The organism is Microbulbifer aggregans, assembly GCF_020524005.1.
Taxonomy (GTDB): domain Bacteria; phylum Pseudomonadota; class Gammaproteobacteria; order Pseudomonadales; family Cellvibrionaceae; genus Microbulbifer; species Microbulbifer aggregans_A.
Genome location: NZ_JAIVKK010000004.1, coordinates 581,152 through 595,431 on the forward strand (window position 1 = coordinate 581,152; position 14,280 = coordinate 595,431).

General features: G+C 57.9%; 14 protein-coding genes and 1 pseudogene. 4 read left to right on the forward strand and 11 right to left on the reverse strand.

Annotated elements, in window-relative coordinates; all coding sequences use genetic code 11:
* Positions 1-103: 103 nt before the first annotated feature.
* The 5 genes from LC093_RS10055 to rpsU form a co-directional block, all read right to left on the reverse strand.
* On the reverse strand, positions 104-493 hold the full coding sequence (locus LC093_RS10055) for a diacylglycerol kinase (RefSeq protein WP_226664649.1): 390 nt from the start codon (positions 491-493) through the stop codon (positions 104-106).
* Positions 494-630: 137 nt separating this feature from the next.
* Positions 631-2,505, reverse strand: coding sequence for an RNA polymerase sigma factor RpoD (gene rpoD / locus LC093_RS10060; protein ID WP_226664650.1), 1,875 nt, complete (start codon positions 2,503-2,505; stop codon positions 631-633).
* Positions 2,506-2,724: 219 nt separating this feature from the next.
* Complete coding sequence (gene dnaG, locus LC093_RS10065) at positions 2,725-4,752, reverse strand: DNA primase (RefSeq protein WP_226664651.1); 2,028 nt, start codon at positions 4,750-4,752, stop codon at positions 2,725-2,727.
* A gap of 24 nt (positions 4,753-4,776) precedes the next feature.
* The gene (locus LC093_RS10070; RefSeq protein WP_226664652.1) at positions 4,777-5,223 is read right to left on the reverse strand and encodes a GatB/YqeY domain-containing protein; all 447 of its coding nucleotides are present in this window, start codon (positions 5,221-5,223) and stop codon (positions 4,777-4,779) included.
* A 209-nt stretch (positions 5,224-5,432) separates the two neighbouring features.
* Positions 5,433-5,648 (reverse strand): 30S ribosomal protein S21, encoded by a 216-nt coding sequence (gene rpsU / locus LC093_RS10075; RefSeq protein ID WP_043319591.1) that lies wholly within the window; start codon positions 5,646-5,648, stop codon positions 5,433-5,435.
* Positions 5,649-5,995: 347 nt separating this feature from the next.
* Here rpsU and tsaD point away from each other — a divergent pair, with 347 nt between their 5' ends.
* Genes tsaD through folK form a run of 3 tightly spaced genes read left to right on the forward strand, consistent with a single transcriptional unit; the run spans position 5,996 to position 7,919 of the window.
* The gene (tsaD, locus tag LC093_RS10080; RefSeq protein ID WP_226664653.1) at positions 5,996-7,036 is read left to right on the forward strand and encodes a tRNA (adenosine(37)-N6)-threonylcarbamoyltransferase complex transferase subunit TsaD; all 1,041 of its coding nucleotides are present in this window, start codon (positions 5,996-5,998) and stop codon (positions 7,034-7,036) included.
* 11 nt (positions 7,037-7,047) lie between these two features.
* Positions 7,048-7,419 (forward strand): dihydroneopterin aldolase, encoded by a 372-nt coding sequence (folB, locus tag LC093_RS10085; protein ID WP_226664654.1) that lies wholly within the window; start codon positions 7,048-7,050, stop codon positions 7,417-7,419.
* Positions 7,420-7,421: 2 nt separating this feature from the next.
* Complete coding sequence (gene folK, locus LC093_RS10090; protein ID WP_226664655.1) at positions 7,422-7,919, forward strand: 2-amino-4-hydroxy-6-hydroxymethyldihydropteridine diphosphokinase; 498 nt, start codon at positions 7,422-7,424, stop codon at positions 7,917-7,919.
* Positions 7,920-8,229: 310 nt separating this feature from the next.
* Here folK and LC093_RS10095 read toward each other — a convergent pair.
* The 4 genes and pseudogenes from LC093_RS10095 to LC093_RS10110 all read right to left on the reverse strand — a co-directional run.
* Positions 8,230-9,018 (reverse strand): annotated as a pseudogene (locus tag LC093_RS10095) (type 1 glutamine amidotransferase domain-containing protein); the annotation flags it as partial.
* Positions 9,019-9,102: 84 nt separating this feature from the next.
* Complete coding sequence (locus tag LC093_RS10100; RefSeq protein ID WP_226664656.1) at positions 9,103-10,350, reverse strand: sensor histidine kinase; 1,248 nt, start codon at positions 10,348-10,350, stop codon at positions 9,103-9,105.
* A complete protein-coding gene (locus LC093_RS10105) occupies positions 10,340-11,029 on the reverse strand; it encodes a response regulator transcription factor (RefSeq protein ID WP_226664657.1) in 690 nt (229 codons plus the stop codon). The genes LC093_RS10100 and LC093_RS10105 overlap by 11 nt, the downstream gene beginning before the upstream one ends.
* Positions 11,030-11,135: 106 nt before the next feature.
* The gene (locus LC093_RS10110; protein WP_226664658.1) at positions 11,136-12,248 is read right to left on the reverse strand and encodes an NADH:flavin oxidoreductase; all 1,113 of its coding nucleotides are present in this window, start codon (positions 12,246-12,248) and stop codon (positions 11,136-11,138) included.
* 134 nt (positions 12,249-12,382) lie between these two features.
* On the opposite strand from LC093_RS10110, the gene LC093_RS10115 reads away from it, so the two are divergent.
* Positions 12,383-12,844 carry a winged helix-turn-helix transcriptional regulator gene (locus tag LC093_RS10115; protein WP_226664659.1) on the forward strand — a complete coding sequence of 154 codons (462 nt, stop codon included), beginning with the start codon at positions 12,383-12,385 and terminating at the stop codon, positions 12,842-12,844.
* Between the two features lie 61 nt (positions 12,845-12,905).
* On the opposite strand, the gene LC093_RS10120 is transcribed toward LC093_RS10115, so the two are convergent.
* Both LC093_RS10120 and LC093_RS10125 read right to left on the reverse strand, forming a co-directional pair.
* Positions 12,906-13,481 (reverse strand): phosphoribosyltransferase, encoded by a 576-nt coding sequence (locus tag LC093_RS10120; RefSeq protein ID WP_226664660.1) that lies wholly within the window; start codon positions 13,479-13,481, stop codon positions 12,906-12,908.
* Between the two features lie 42 nt (positions 13,482-13,523).
* Positions 13,524-14,252: a pteridine reductase gene (locus tag LC093_RS10125; RefSeq protein ID WP_319004918.1), complete on the reverse strand. Its 729-nt coding sequence runs from the start codon at positions 14,250-14,252 to the stop codon at positions 13,524-13,526.
* Positions 14,253-14,280: the final 28 nt, after the last annotated feature.

A 14,280-nucleotide genomic window follows, 5' to 3' on the forward strand; every position in this document is an offset into this window, starting at 1 on the left:
ACGCAGATCCATTGCGTGCAGTCCAGTAGGTGCGTCAGTCCCGGAAAGTTTAGTCGAGGGAAAGGTGCGGGCCAGATACCGGGCCCGGCGGTCACAAATATTGTCAGCCTATCCAGCGGGGAAGGAGGATGCAGCCCCAGGTGGTTAGCCACAGCAGTAACGAGATTGAAACAGCCGCGGATGCCGTATCTTTGGCAATTTTTGACAGGGGGTGTTTTTCTGGCCCGATACGGTCGACGACGGCTTCGACTGCGCTGTTCAACAGTTCCACAATCATCACCATCAGTGTGACACCGATGAGCAATGCGCGTTCTACACCGGTATTACCCAGCCACAGGGCGGCGGGAATCAGGATGATCGCAAGGGTGACTTCCTGCCGAAAGGCTGCCTCGTTCCGCCAGGTGGCTAGCAGGCCGGCCCAGGAGTAGCCGGTGGCGTCGATCAGGCGGGAGATTCCGGTTTTTCCGGGCTTGTTCACGAATTGCTCTTGCATGGCTGGCTTCTTGTGATCCTTTGGATAAATTAGCGGCCGATAGTTTCGGGGGCTGGCTCCGCGGCACACTTTAGTCGCTCAGGTGTCAAAAAAATGTCAAAAAAAAGCCCGGGCAAGCCGGACTTTTTTGATTGGACTTACTCGTCCAGGAAGCTGCGCAGGTGTTCGGAGCGCGAAGGATGGCGCAGTTTGCGCAATGCCTTGGCTTCGATCTGGCGGATACGCTCGCGGGTTACGTCGAACTGTTTGCCCACTTCCTCGAGGGTGTGGTCAGTGTTCATATCGATCCCGAAGCGCATGCGCAGTACCTTGGCTTCCCGCGCCGTCAGGCCGGACAGCACTGAGCGGGTAGCATCGTGCAGGCCGGTGGAGGTAGCGGTGTCCACTGGGGAAGACTGGTTCTGGTCTTCGATGAAGTCGCCCAGATGGGAGTCTTCATCATCACCGATCGGCGTTTCCATGGAGATCGGCTCTTTGGCGATCTTCAGGACTTTACGCACCTTGTCTTCCGGCATGTCCATGCGTTCGCCAAGCTCTTCCGGCGTCGGCTCGCGACCCATCTCCTGCAACATCTGGCGGCTGATACGATTGAGCTTGTTGATGGTCTCAATCATGTGCACCGGAATACGGATGGTGCGCGCCTGGTCAGCGATGGAGCGGGTGATTGCCTGACGAATCCACCAGGTGGCGTAAGTGGAGAACTTGTAGCCACGGCGGTATTCGAACTTGTCGACCGCTTTCATCAGACCGATGTTGCCTTCCTGGATCAGGTCGAGGAACTGCAGGCCACGGTTGGTGTACTTCTTGGCGATGGAAATCACCAGACGCAGGTTGGCCTCAACCATTTCTTTCTTGGCGCGACGGGAACGAGCTTCGCCGATGGACATGCGGCGGTTGATCTCTTTGATCTGGCCGACGTCCAGCAGGGCTTTATCCTGGGCCTGGGTCAACTTGCGCTGGGCGCGTTGAATTTCTTCCGCTACCTGACGCAGTGCATCGGAGTAGTCGCGCTTTTTCTTGATGATGGACGGGATCCAGTCATCGTTGGTCTCGTTGCCGGGAAATTCCTTGATAAAGGTCTTGCGCGGCATACGGGCGCGCTTGATGCACAGGTTCATGACGATGCGTTCTTGCTCGCGCACGTCGTCGAGAATGCTGCGCACTTCGTTGTACAGCGGGTCGAACTGACGCGGTGCCAGCTTGAAGAAGCGGAATACTTCGCCCACGGCTTCCATGGCTTCACCAGCCTCTTTGGAATCGCGACCGTGCTTCTTCACTGCGGCGTCGGCTTTCTTTTGCGCGGCGATCAGCGCCTTCATACGCTCGGCCAGCTCTTCCGGGTCGATGCCGCCTACGTTTTCCTCTTCTTCCTCAGAGGAATCGTCATCGTCGTCATCGCCGTCGGACTCTTCGTCATCGTCCTTGTCGTCGGATTTACTCGCTTCTGCGGCCTGACCGGCCTGCGCACCCGGAGGCACTTCATCGGCGGGGTCCAGCCAACCGGCGATCACGTCCGGGATACGGCGCTCTTCTTTCTCGATCAGCTCGTATTCGTTGATGATGTGCTGCACCGCGCCAGGCCAGTAAGCGAGAGCTGCCATCAGCTCGCGCAGGCCTTCTTCGATACGCTTGGCAATGGCGATCTCGCCCTCCCGGGTGAGGAGTTCCACTGTGCCCATTTCACGCATGTACATGCGCACTGGGTCGGTGGTACGGCCGACATCGGATTCCACTGCGGCCAGGGCTGCGGCAGCCTCTGCGGCGGCGATTTCATCGGCGGAGCTGTCGCCCTCGGCCATCAACAGTTCTTCGGCATCCGGTGCTTGTTCAAACACCTTGATGCCCATGTCGTTGATCATGCCGATGATGTCTTCGACCTGATCCGGATCGGAGATGTCTTCCGGAAGGTGGTCGTTCACTTCCGCATAGGTCAGATAGCCCTGCTCTTTACCGCGGGCGATCAGTTCCTTGATGCGGGAGGTGGTTTGTTGCTGCTGGGTTTTGTCGGTCATGCACAACCCTGAATTCTGGGGATTGAAAATCTGGACTTTTGTCTGGACAAAGACGCGGGATTATAGCGTATTTGCGATAGCAATAACCACAGTGACTGTCAAGGCAGTGGTGGCTTGGGGTATAGGGCGTCTGTCTTCTGGGTCCCGCCGGTCTTTGGGCGGGATCTGGATATGGGGCCTCGCCGATGGAATTCAAGGGCAGGCGCGATGAATTATTGCTCAGTCGGGTTTGCGTCGCCAGTTGGCGAGCAGCGCCAGCTGTTCCGGCCCCAGCTGGTTGCCGCTGTTCTTGAGCTGGTTGAGCAGGTCGCGGTTGCGCTGTTTCTCGGCGGCGTGATTCAGGCGCTGCAGGCAGTCGCTGAACTCGGTCTGGGGATCGTATTCCTCATACTGGCCATTGAGGGCCATCAGGCGTGCGCCGGTAACCAGCTGGGAATTGCCGAGCTGTGCCAGCTGGTCGCACGAATCCGCCCCGTGGTGTGCCCGCCAATACCCGAGCAGTTGATTGAGGTTGTACTCAGGGCGGGTTTTCAGCAGGTCTACCAGGTCGGCAAACAGTTGCAGGTCGGCATCGTTGCTGGCGCGAAATTGGGCGCTGTTTTCGATCAGTTGGGCCAGCTGCGGGTGGTGCAGCAGCAGTGCGATCAGCATCCGTTCCGCGGGCAGCCGGTATTGGCCGCTGCGGCGGATGGGCGCGTCCCGACGGATATCTTCTTCTGCCATCGCGGCAGGTTCATCGACCGGGATGTCGTATTCGCTGTATTCCGGCGGCGTTGCGAACGCTTCTGGCGGCTGGGTATGTTCCCCCGCGGGATGGGCAGGCGCAGACGAGGCTGCCTGCGGTTTGCTTTGAGGCGGCTGAGCGACGGGCGGGGGCTGTTGTGCCAGTTTGGCGGCGCGGGCTTTTTCAGCTGCAATGACTTCTTCCAGCATCTCCAGCTCGAGACCGGTGCGCCGGGCCAGCTGCTGGAACATCAACTGGCGGTAGACACCTGCGGGGAGCAGGTCCAGTAGCGGGGCCGCGGCCTTGGACAGGCGCGCGCGGCCGTCCATGGTCTGAAGGTTGATACCTTCGCCCAGCAGGTCGAACAGGAAGTCTTCCAGCGGGCGGCCCTGGTCGTCGATCATCTGGTCAAAGCGTTCGCCGCCGACCTGGCGTACCAGGGTGTCCGGGTCTTCCCCCTCCGGTAGGAGCAGGAATCGCAGGCTGCGGCCGTCCTGCATGTGTGGCAGGGCCGCCTCCAGCGCGCGGCGGGCGGCCGTGCGGCCGGCGTTGTCGCCGTCAAAACAGAACACGAGTTCCTGGGTATGGCGGAACGCCAGCTGGATATGTTCTTCGCCGCAGGCGGTGCCCAGGGTGGCGACCGCGCAGCGAATGTCGAACTGGGCCAGAGCCACCACGTCCATATAGCCTTCCACCACGATCAGCCGCTTCAGTTCACGGTTGGCCTGGCGGGCCTCCCAAAGACCGTAGAGCTCGCGCCCTTTGTGGAAAATCGGGGTTTCAGGGGAGTTGAGGTACTTGGGCTTGTCGTCGCCCAGTACGCGGCCGCCGAAACCGATGGTGCGCCCGCGCTGGTCGCGGATCGGGAACATGATGCGGTTGCGGAAGCGGTCGTAGTGGTGGCGCTTGCCGGGTTCTACCTTGCCCGGATTGCCATCGCTGTCCTGGCGGCGGATGGCAAGACCAGCGAGTTCCAGCTGCTCGGATTTTTCCGAGCTGGTACCCAGCTGGTTGAGCAGGTTGTCCCAGCCGGGGGGCGCGAGGCCGATGCCGAAGTCTTTGGCGATGGCGCCGGTAAGGCCGCGGTTGCGCAGGTAGGCAATCGCTTTGGCGGCGACTTTATGGTCTTTCAGCTGGGCACGGTAGTAGTCTGCCGCCTTTTCCGTCAGCTGATAGAGTGACTGGCTTTCCTGTTGGCGCTTGATTTGCCCGGGAGCCAGTTGCTCTCGCGGTACTTCTATACCGAGGCTGCCGGCCAGCTTTTCCACGGCTTCAGGGAACGGCAGGCGGTCGTATTCCATAAGGAAACCGACCGCATTACCGCTGGCGCCACAGCCAAAGCAGTAGTAGAACTGCTTATCCGGGCTGACCGTAAACGATGGTGTTTTTTCGTCGTGAAAGGGGCAGCAGGCGGAATAGTTTTTTCCGGTTTTGCGGAGTTTTACCCGGCTATCGACGACCGGGACTATGTCGGCGCGGGCCAACAGGTCGTCGATGAAGTACTGGGGTATTTTACCTGCCATAACCGGGTTCTTACGTGGGGCGGCTTAGTTGAAAGCCGCCTTGACCAACTTGCTGATTGCGCCCATGTCGGCGCGGCCCTGTACCTGTGGCTTCACCAGGGCCATGACCTTGCCCATGTCCGCCATGCTGCTGGCGCCGGTTTCGGCAACGGCCGCGGACACGATCTCCGCGATTTCCTCTTCGCTCAGCTGCTCCGGCAGAAACTCCTGGATCACATCAATTTCCTGTTGCTCCACCTCTGCCAGTTCCGGACGGCCGGCTTTTTCGTACTGCGCGATGGAGTCGCGGCGCTGCTTGGTCATTTTGTCCAGCAGGGCAAGGATACGGGCGTCGTCCAGTTCGATACGCTCGTCCACTTCCACGCGCTTGATCTCTGCGTTGATCAGTCGCAGGGTCGCGAGGCGCGCTTTTTCGCGGGCTCTCATGGCGTCTTTGGTGGCGGTGGAGAGGGTTTCCTTGAGTGTGCTCATTGGTGTTCGTCCGGTTCGGTTACGAATGGATATTCGGGTGGTTGAGGCGGCTAAGCATAGCGCCAAGCCCGTCGGGTCTGAAGAGGGCTGAAGGGGGTTCAGCGCATTCAGCGGGCAATAAAAAACGGCGCGCGAGCGAACTCGGGCGCCGTTTTGACCGCGAACAGCGTTCGCGTCAGCGTGCTGTGATCGAGAGAATCAGCTCGAACTCAGTAGAGACGCTGGAATTTGCGGTTTTCGCGCTGCAGCTTCTTGGCGTGACGCTTTACAGCGGCAGCAGCCTTGCGCTTGCGAACGGAAGTCGGCTTTTCGTAGAACTCGCGACGACGTACTTCGGAGAGTACACCAGCTTTTTCGCAGGAGCGCTTGAAACGGCGCAGGGCGATGTCAAAAGGTTCGTTGTCTTTGATGCGTACTGAAGGCATTAGCTTACCTGTTAAATTCGTTTCTCTCGGCCTATCCGGCAAATTGCTCATCTCGCAGATGCAATCCGGAGGCCGGTTCACAGCGAGGGCGCAAATTCTATACAGATGATTTGGCCTTCGCAAGCCTTGCCGACGGAATCTCTGCGACTGTCAGTCCTGTTTTGGACAGGATGGCAACTATAGTCCAGCTGATGGGGCACCATGCGGTGGAGATTGGGGCTGTCTTCGGCTGGATCCTATGGACTGCGCCAGCTAGAGAGTATGATAGCGCCGCCAAGGCCACCTCCGCAGCGCGGTAGTGGTTGAATAGTGAGTCATTTATATACATTCATATAGACGAGAGAGCCTTGCGAGTACTCGGAATTGAAACCTCCTGTGATGAAACCGGCGTAGCCCTGTACGACAGCGAGCAGGGGCTGCTGGGGCACACCCTTTATAGCCAGGTGAAACTGCACGCCGACTACGGAGGCGTTGTGCCGGAACTGGCCAGTCGCGATCATGTGCGCAAACTGTTGCCCCTGGTCAGGGAGGTGATGGCCCAGAGCGACACCGCTCCGGCGGACATTGACGGGGTGGCCTTCACAGCTGGCCCCGGCCTGATCGGCGCCCTGATGGTTGGGGCCTGCGCTGGTCGCGCCCTGGCTTATGGATGGAATGTGCCGGCGATTGGTGTACACCATATGGAAGGCCACTTGCTGGCGCCCATGCTGGAGGAAAAACCGCCCGCGTTCCCGTTTGTGGCACTGCTGGTTTCCGGTGGACACACCCAGTTGGTGGACGTGCAGGGGCTGGGGCGATATGAGCTGCTGGGGGAGTCCCTCGACGATGCCGCAGGCGAAGCCTTCGACAAGGCCGCAAAGATGCTCGACCTGGATTACCCGGGCGGGCCGCGGCTGGCGGCGCTGGCCGAGCAGGGAGATCCGTTGCGGTTTACTTTCCCGCGACCGATGACCGATCGTCCCGGGCTCGATTTCAGTTTCTCAGGCCTGAAGACCTACACCCTGACCACCGTGCAGCAGCACGCGCTGGAAGATGGTCTGCCAGATGAGCGGACCTGTGCCGACATCGCGGCGGCTTTCCAGGATGCGGTCGTGGATACGCTGGTGATTAAATGTCGCCGCGCGCTCAAACAGACCGGGCGCAATACGCTGGTCATCGCAGGTGGTGTTTCCGCAAACAAATTGCTGCGTCAGCGCCTGGAGGCGCGTCTCGCGGAAGATGGTTGCAGCGTGTACTACCCGCGCCACGAATTTTGTACCGACAATGGTGCCATGATTGCCTACGCCGGCTGCCTGCGTTTGCAGGCGGGGCAGAGGGCGGATCTCGACATAGAAGTCCGCCCCCGCTGGCCACTTACTGAGCTGGCTGGAGTGCTGGGCGGAAAATAGGGAGAACTGGATTGGATATCGTTTATATCCGCGACCTGAAGGTAAATACCATCATCGGTATTTATGACTGGGAGCGTGAAGTGAAGCAAACCGTAAGCCTGGATATCGAAATGGCTTTTGATATCAGCGAAGCGGCGCGCACCGACAATATTGAACATACGCTCAACTACAAAGCCGTCGCCAAGCGGCTGATCGCCTTTATTGAGGGCAGCGAATTTCTGCTGGTTGAGACTATGGCCGAACAGGCCGCAGCAATCGTGCGCGAGGAGTTTGGCGTAACCTGGTTGCGCTTGCGCCTGTCCAAGCCCGGCGCGGTACGCGGCGCCCGTGATGTCGGTGTGATTATCGAGCGCGGCAGTAAAACAGCGACCGGGGTGGCTTGAGAATGGCCAGGGTATATCTGAGTCTCGGCAGTAACATCGAGCGCCACAAACACCTGAGTGCCGGCCTGGACGCACTGGTGCGTGAATTTGGCGACCTGCAAATGTCGCAGGTGTACGAAAGTGAGGCGGTCGGATTCGACGGCGACAATTTTTACAATCTGGTCGCGGCCATCGACACTGACCTTTCTGTGGGAGAGCTGGCCCTGCGCCTGCGCCAGATCGAGGACGACAATGGCCGCCTGCGCAGCGGCCCCAAATTTAGCGCCCGTACCCTGGATATCGATATTCTCACTTACGATGACCGCACCGGCGTTGTGGATAGTGTGAAACTGCCACGGGATGAGATCCTCAAGAATGCGTTTGTACTGTTGCCGCTGTCGGAACTGGCATCGGATTCGGTGCACCCGGTAGAGGGGAAAACCTATCAGCAATTGTGGGAAGCATACGATCAGGCTTCACAGAAGCTCTGGCCTGTGGAATTCTCCTGGCCTGAAGACTAGTTTGTAACTTGGGCTGATGCGCTTTTGCCTGAGCCAGTAGCCTTACGACAGCGAGCGCTTTGTTCAGCCGGCCCTGCATCACTGCGACTATCCCATGCATTGCCAGCAGGCGCCGGTCGATTGCTTCCTGATATCCACTTGATCCCTGCAGGAATTCCTGGAGCTTTTTGTTGGCGCCGGCATGCCCGGCTTTTTCATATGCCAGTAGAACCTCCACCGTTCTTTCCATTTCTGTCAAACTTCGCGGCACGGGCTGATAACCCAATGCCTTCACCATAGCCTCCGTTACAGCCCAGGAAGACCAGGGGTTTTGACCCGTGATTAGTCGGCCATCGACACTGAAGTGCCGTAGGTAGAGCGGCCCCTGCTGGAAAGTTGCACCATTGTCGCGCAGTCGTGTTTCCAGTAAGAATGGAAAAATTTTCTCTGCATCGGGTATCAGAAAAAGCTCCTCTTCGTTCGTAAAGCTACTGATCCGGCGGCCTTGCAGAAAGGAACTCCCGTTTGTCAGCGTGATATCCGTAAGTGCCGCGGGTCCATGGCACACTGCGCCGATAACGCCCTGCTTTTGATGGAGCGTACGAACCAGTTTTTGAATGGCCTTGTTTCCAGGGAAGTCGAACATGGCACCCTTACCGCCAACAAAGAATACGCCTTGGTATTGGTTGGCATCGGCGTCCGCAAGCGCGATGCTGTTACGTAGCTTTTCCATTGCCCGGTAGTCATTGAGGAAGGCGTAATCGAATGGGCCCATATCGTCTGAATCCATCACCGCCGGCGGCTCGCCACCTTGTGGACTGGCGATATCGACGGTGAAGCCATTGGCCTTGAACACATAGTATGGGCGTGCGAGTTCGGTAAATTCGTAACCGGTCTTTTTGCCGGTATCTCCCATTGTGTCGGTGCTGGTAACCACCATCAGGATACGTCCGCGGTCAGGGCTGGATGGAATATGCTGTAAGTAAGGGATGTCTGAGACTTGTGTGTCTGTGAGCACTTGCTGATCGGGCGCCGGGGGGATCAGGCTCTTCAGCCAATACCCGCTAGCAATCAGTGCGGCCGCACTGCACAAAACCGTAACTAATATCTTTTTGACCATGGTGGATCTCCTTTCTGTTGCAGGCCGATCATGGTCAAGGGCTAGTGAAGCGTGGGTGAAATTTACCGAAAACGTGTACGTCGGCTACGTAAGGTCAATCGAAAATGTGAATAGCTGGCTTGTGCAGGTTGCTCTGTATTGCCAGTCTTGCGCGTTTAGAATCCTGCCAGCCAGATACAGTCCCTGGCCGAGTCCTTGGCTGTCTGTTCTGTGGGTTCCGCGGTTAAATATCGTTGCCGTATCGAGAAGTCTTTCCGTGGGGTTTTCGAATACCAGCGCGTTGCCAGTTTTATATATATGTAGTGTTGGTTGTGCTGCGTGTCGAATAACGTTGTCTAGCAGGATATCCAGAAGTAGCGCAGTCAATTGTGCGTTGCCAGTTGCCGCGAGGGCTTCCGGTAGCGCAAGCTTTAGTCGAAAGCTCTTGCCTGTAGATATTTCAGGCCGGGCAAGTAGCCGCTCTTCTAACAGTGATCGTAGATTGAACGTGGTGTGCTCGAAAGATTCGGCTCGCGCGAGCGCTAGTAGTGTGCCGATTGTCGTGTTCATACTCGCGAGAATCGATTCGAGTTCCCGGGTTTCTCTGCGCTCAAGGTTGCGACCTCGCGCCAGGGTGAGAGTGTTGGTTGCTATGGCTAGGCCAGTGCGCAATTCATGGCTAACATCGCGCGTGAATTCGGCTTCCCTCTGCTGTGCCTGGCGAAGGCCGTTGATATTGCGTTGTAAGGTGCGCGCGAGAAAGCCTATTTCGTCTTTGCGATGTGAGTTCGACAGTGCAACTGGCTGCATGTTTTCTGGTTGTGATTCCAGTTCGCGCGCAAGCTCAAGTACTGGCCGAATGGTTGCGGCTACTAGCCGGTGGGCCAGCCACAGGGCGAGTAAAGTTGTACATAAAAGAGCGAACACAATCAGCCAGATTAAATGGCTGGATTGTCTTGAAACGGTGAGTAGCTCACCGACATCCGCGGCGAGGATGGCACCGGCTTCGGGTGCCAGCTGTCGAAGGTGGTAGTGCTGCCGGCCGGCAACGAAGAGTTCGGCCTTGCGCTTCTCTCCTTCCAGTGCGGTGAGGAATTCTGGTGGTGTTTCAGATGCTGAGGTGTAGAGGCTGAATTCCGGCAATCTTGGGGGGGGGAACTCACCGCTTTCTTGAAGTGATCGCTCGATATAATCCGCCTCGTTATTCACCAGATTTTCGAGCAGTCGGTCTTCAATACCATATGCCACGAGCACGCCAATCGCCGAGTAAATAAGGCAGAGTGCCAGGGTGAAACTGCCGAATACGACGAACACCCGTCGTTGCAGGTTGCCTTGCGGATGCTCAGTTTTCACCGGGTTGCTCCAGGCGGTAGCCGATGTTGCTGATGGTTCTCAGCATGGGGGCGGAAAATGGACGATCGAGCTGGCAGCGGAGGCTGTAGATATGGGATTTCAGTGCGTCGCTGTTGGGAGGGGTGTCGCCCCAGATTCGATGGCTGACCTCCCCGCGGCTGAGAGGTTCGGGATAGGCGCAGGCCAGCTCCCAGAGGATGTTGAAGGTAATAGCTGTGAGCTTCAGTTGCTGGCCATTACGAGTCGCTTCCCGCTGGCGGCCGTGGATATGTAAAGGGCCAATATGAATTTCGTCGCTGCGATGCAGCTCCCGGCGCCTTGCGAGGGCGAGGCAGCGCAATGCCAGTTCGCGTGGGTCGAAAGGTTTACACAGGTAATCGTCTGCGCCGGAGTGGAATCCCGATGCTTTGTCGGCGAAGGCATCACGTGCTGTAAGCATCAGTATAGGGACTGTGATGTTTCTCCTTTGCCGGAGTTGGCGGCAGACTTCCAGGCCGTCGATATCGGGCAGGTTCAGGTCCAGCAAAATCAGGTCATAGATTTCCTGTAAGGCTAACTTCAGGCCGTGTTGCCCTGTGCGGGCGAAATCCATGTGCCAGCCGTGTCCTTCCAGGAACTCGCCGGTCTGGCGGGCGAGAGTGGGGTTATCTTCAACCAGGAGTATCTTAAGATTGTTCACCGGAAATCCCTGTCCACATTTTCAATGTAAGAGGACATTGTGGCAATTTACCGGTGAAATAGAAGTGAAATCTAGTGGGCCGCTGCAGCGACAGCGACCCAATTTGTCAGCTCAAGTTTGTCAGGGCGTCCTTGGTGAACGGCACTATTTCTTCTTCCCGACCCTCGCGCACTTTCACCAGCCAGTTCGGATCCTGCAGCAGCGCGCGGCCTACGGCGATCATGTCGAACTCGTTGTTGTCCATACGGCGAATCAGTTCGTCCAGTCCGGTGGGGTTGGCGGTGCCGCCCATACCCTGGTTGTTGCCGCCGATGAAGTCGTCGTCGAGGCCGACGCTACCGACAGAGATAACCGGCTTGCCGGTGAGTTCCTTGGTCCAGCCTGCCAGATTCATGTCAGAGCCTTCAAACTCGGGTACCCAGAAACGTCTGGTCGAAGCGTGGAAAATATCGACGCCAGCATTTACCAGCGGGGTCAGGAAGCGCTGCAGTTCTTCTGGAGTCTGCGCCAGTCGGGCGTCATAGTCCTGCTGTTTCCACTGGGAATAGCGCAGCACGATGGCGAAGTCTTCACCTACCGCTTTGCGCACCGCCTCAATAATCTCCACCGCAAAGCGGGTGCGATTTTCCAGTGAGCCGCCGTACTCGTCGTCGCGCTGGTTGGTCCCCTCCCAGAAAAACTGGTCGATCAGGTAGCCGTGGGCACCGTGGATTTCAACGCCGTCGAAGCCCGCATCTTTGGCCGCTTTGGCGGCATCGGCGAACGCTTTTACAGTGTCCTGAATATCCTGTTTGGTCATGGCGACGCCGCTGGGCTTGCCGGGTTTGAACAGGCCGGAGGGGGAGTGACCGGGAACGGATTTATCCGGACCCGTGCCCTCTTTGCGCACAGCGCCCACATGCCACAGTTGCGGAATGATCTGGCCGCCTGCCGCATGTACTTCGTCAACGACCTTCTTCCAGCCGGACAGGGCTTCCTCGCCGTGGATCGCGGGTACATTTTCGTAGCCATTGGCAGCGGGGTGGCCGACAAAGGTCCCCTCGGTGATGATCAGGCCCACATCGCCCTCGGCGCGGCGGCGGTAGTAGCCGGCTACCTGCTCATTGGCGACGTAGCCGGGTGACGCAGTACGGGTCATCGGGGCCATGGCCACGCGATTGCGCAGGTTGAGGGACTTGTGCTGGAAAGGACGCAACAGGCTGTCGAGGGACGCGCTCATATCACACTCCGGGTAATTCTCTGGTAATACGTGGATGCTTGCCTGCTCTGGGAGACCCATGCAGGTCAATATGGTTGCGTTATGAGACTGTATTTGGTTTCTTATTGCAACCTAATTCAAATATACTGCGCTCCATGACACGTAAACGTTTTGAAAATCCGGGCTGTTCGGTAGCCTGTGCGCTCAATGAAGTGGGCGATTGGTGGTCGCTGCTGGTAATCAAGCAGGCGATGTTGGGTACGCGACGTTTTGTGGATTTCCAGCATAGCCTTGGTATAGCGAAGAATATTCTCTGCGACCGATTGTCCCGTCTGGTGGAGAACGGTGTTCTGGTGCGCGTGGATGTTGGCGAGCATGGCACCCGCTATGAGTATCGGTTGACCGATAAGGGGCGGGACCTGTTTGCGGTCGTAGTGGCATTGCGCCAGTGGAATGAGCGCTGGAACGGCAGTAAAGACGATATGCGGCTGGTGGAACGCGGCACCGGTGAGCCTGTTGGAGCGGTTTCAGTTCAGAATTCCGCAGGAGAGCCTCTGGGGGTCAGGGATGTGCTGTTTGTCGATGAAAATGGCCAGCCGCTGGATCGGGCTGTTTGATCGGTAGCAGTTGACTGAATGGTTGCTCGCGGCCCGCAACAGGCCGCGTTTCCCGCTAGAATTATTTCCCGTTTTTCAGTTCGCGTAGCTTCGCCTCGTGGCGCCGCAGTTCGGGCTTGTACTCGAGAATCTCCTCTTCTGACAGTCCCTTCAGCTCGTGGGGGAATACCAGCCAGGCATCGGTTTCGTGTAGGTAGTAATCCGGCTGAAACTTGGTGCGGTTGCGGTTGGGTTTGAAGTAGGGGCAGGCAATGCGGATTTCCGGGGTGTTTTTCTTACACGCCTTTCGCATATCCGAGATGGCTTGCTGGATGCTGAGGCCAGTGTCGTATACGTCGTCCACGATCAGCATTTTCTGGTGTGACTCTACCTGTTTGATCAGGTAGGTGAGACCGTGCACTTTCACTTCCTTGTCGCGCTTGTCCAGGCCCGAATAGGATGATGTGCGGATGGCGATGTGGTCCGCGTGGAAGCCCAGGAAGTCGAACATCTCCTGTACGGCAATCCCGATTGGTGCGCCGCCGCGCCAGACGCCGACGATATAGTCAGGGCGGAACCCGCTCTCCACAACCTTCAGTGCCAGCGTAAAGGAATCCTCCAGCAGGGACTGGGCGGAAATGTAAAACTTGTCACTCACTCGGATAACCTCTTTGTCGTGTCGCGGATTATATAGTCCGGATTACATGTTCAGGCTGCGTCCGCCGTCTACGGCCAATATCTGGCCGGTGATATAGGGGGCGAAGGAAACCAGGAAACGCGCTGTTTGGGCAATGTCCCGTGGGTCACCACTTCTCCCCAGGGGGATACGCGCCAGAATCTGTTCTTTGTTATAGCCTTCACTCTCCTGTTCCGGCCACAGAATTGCGCCCGGCGCGATGCCGTTGACGCGCACATCGGGGGCTAGCTCCCGTGCCAGGCTCTTGGTCAGCATCGCCAGTCCGGCCTTGGCCGCACAGTAAACGGTGTGCTGGGGCATGGGCTTTTCGGCGTGAATATCCACCAGATTGACGATACACCCGTTACGCGCCTGCAATTTTGGCGCCAGTGCCTGGCACAGAAAAAACGGGGTTTTCAGGTTGCTGCCGATCAATGTGTCCCACTGTTCCTCATTTGCGCCGCCGATGGGGGTGGGGAAGAACGCGGATGCATTATTGACCAGCACGTCAATGTGACCGAAAGCGCTTACGGCGGCTTGTGCGAGCTGTTCACACTCCGCGGCGCTGGCCAGATTGCTTTGGATTGCAGTGGCCGAGTCGGGGCGCTTGCTATTAAGTCGCTCTACCAGTGCCCGGGCAGCCTCTGCGGAATGGCGGTAATGAACGATGACATTGTGGTCGCGATGTAACTCTTCGGTGACGGCGCGGCCGAGCCGGGCAGCAGCACCGGTGATAAGGGCGGTGGGCATCATGTCTGCTCGTGAGAATTCCGTTGGCATT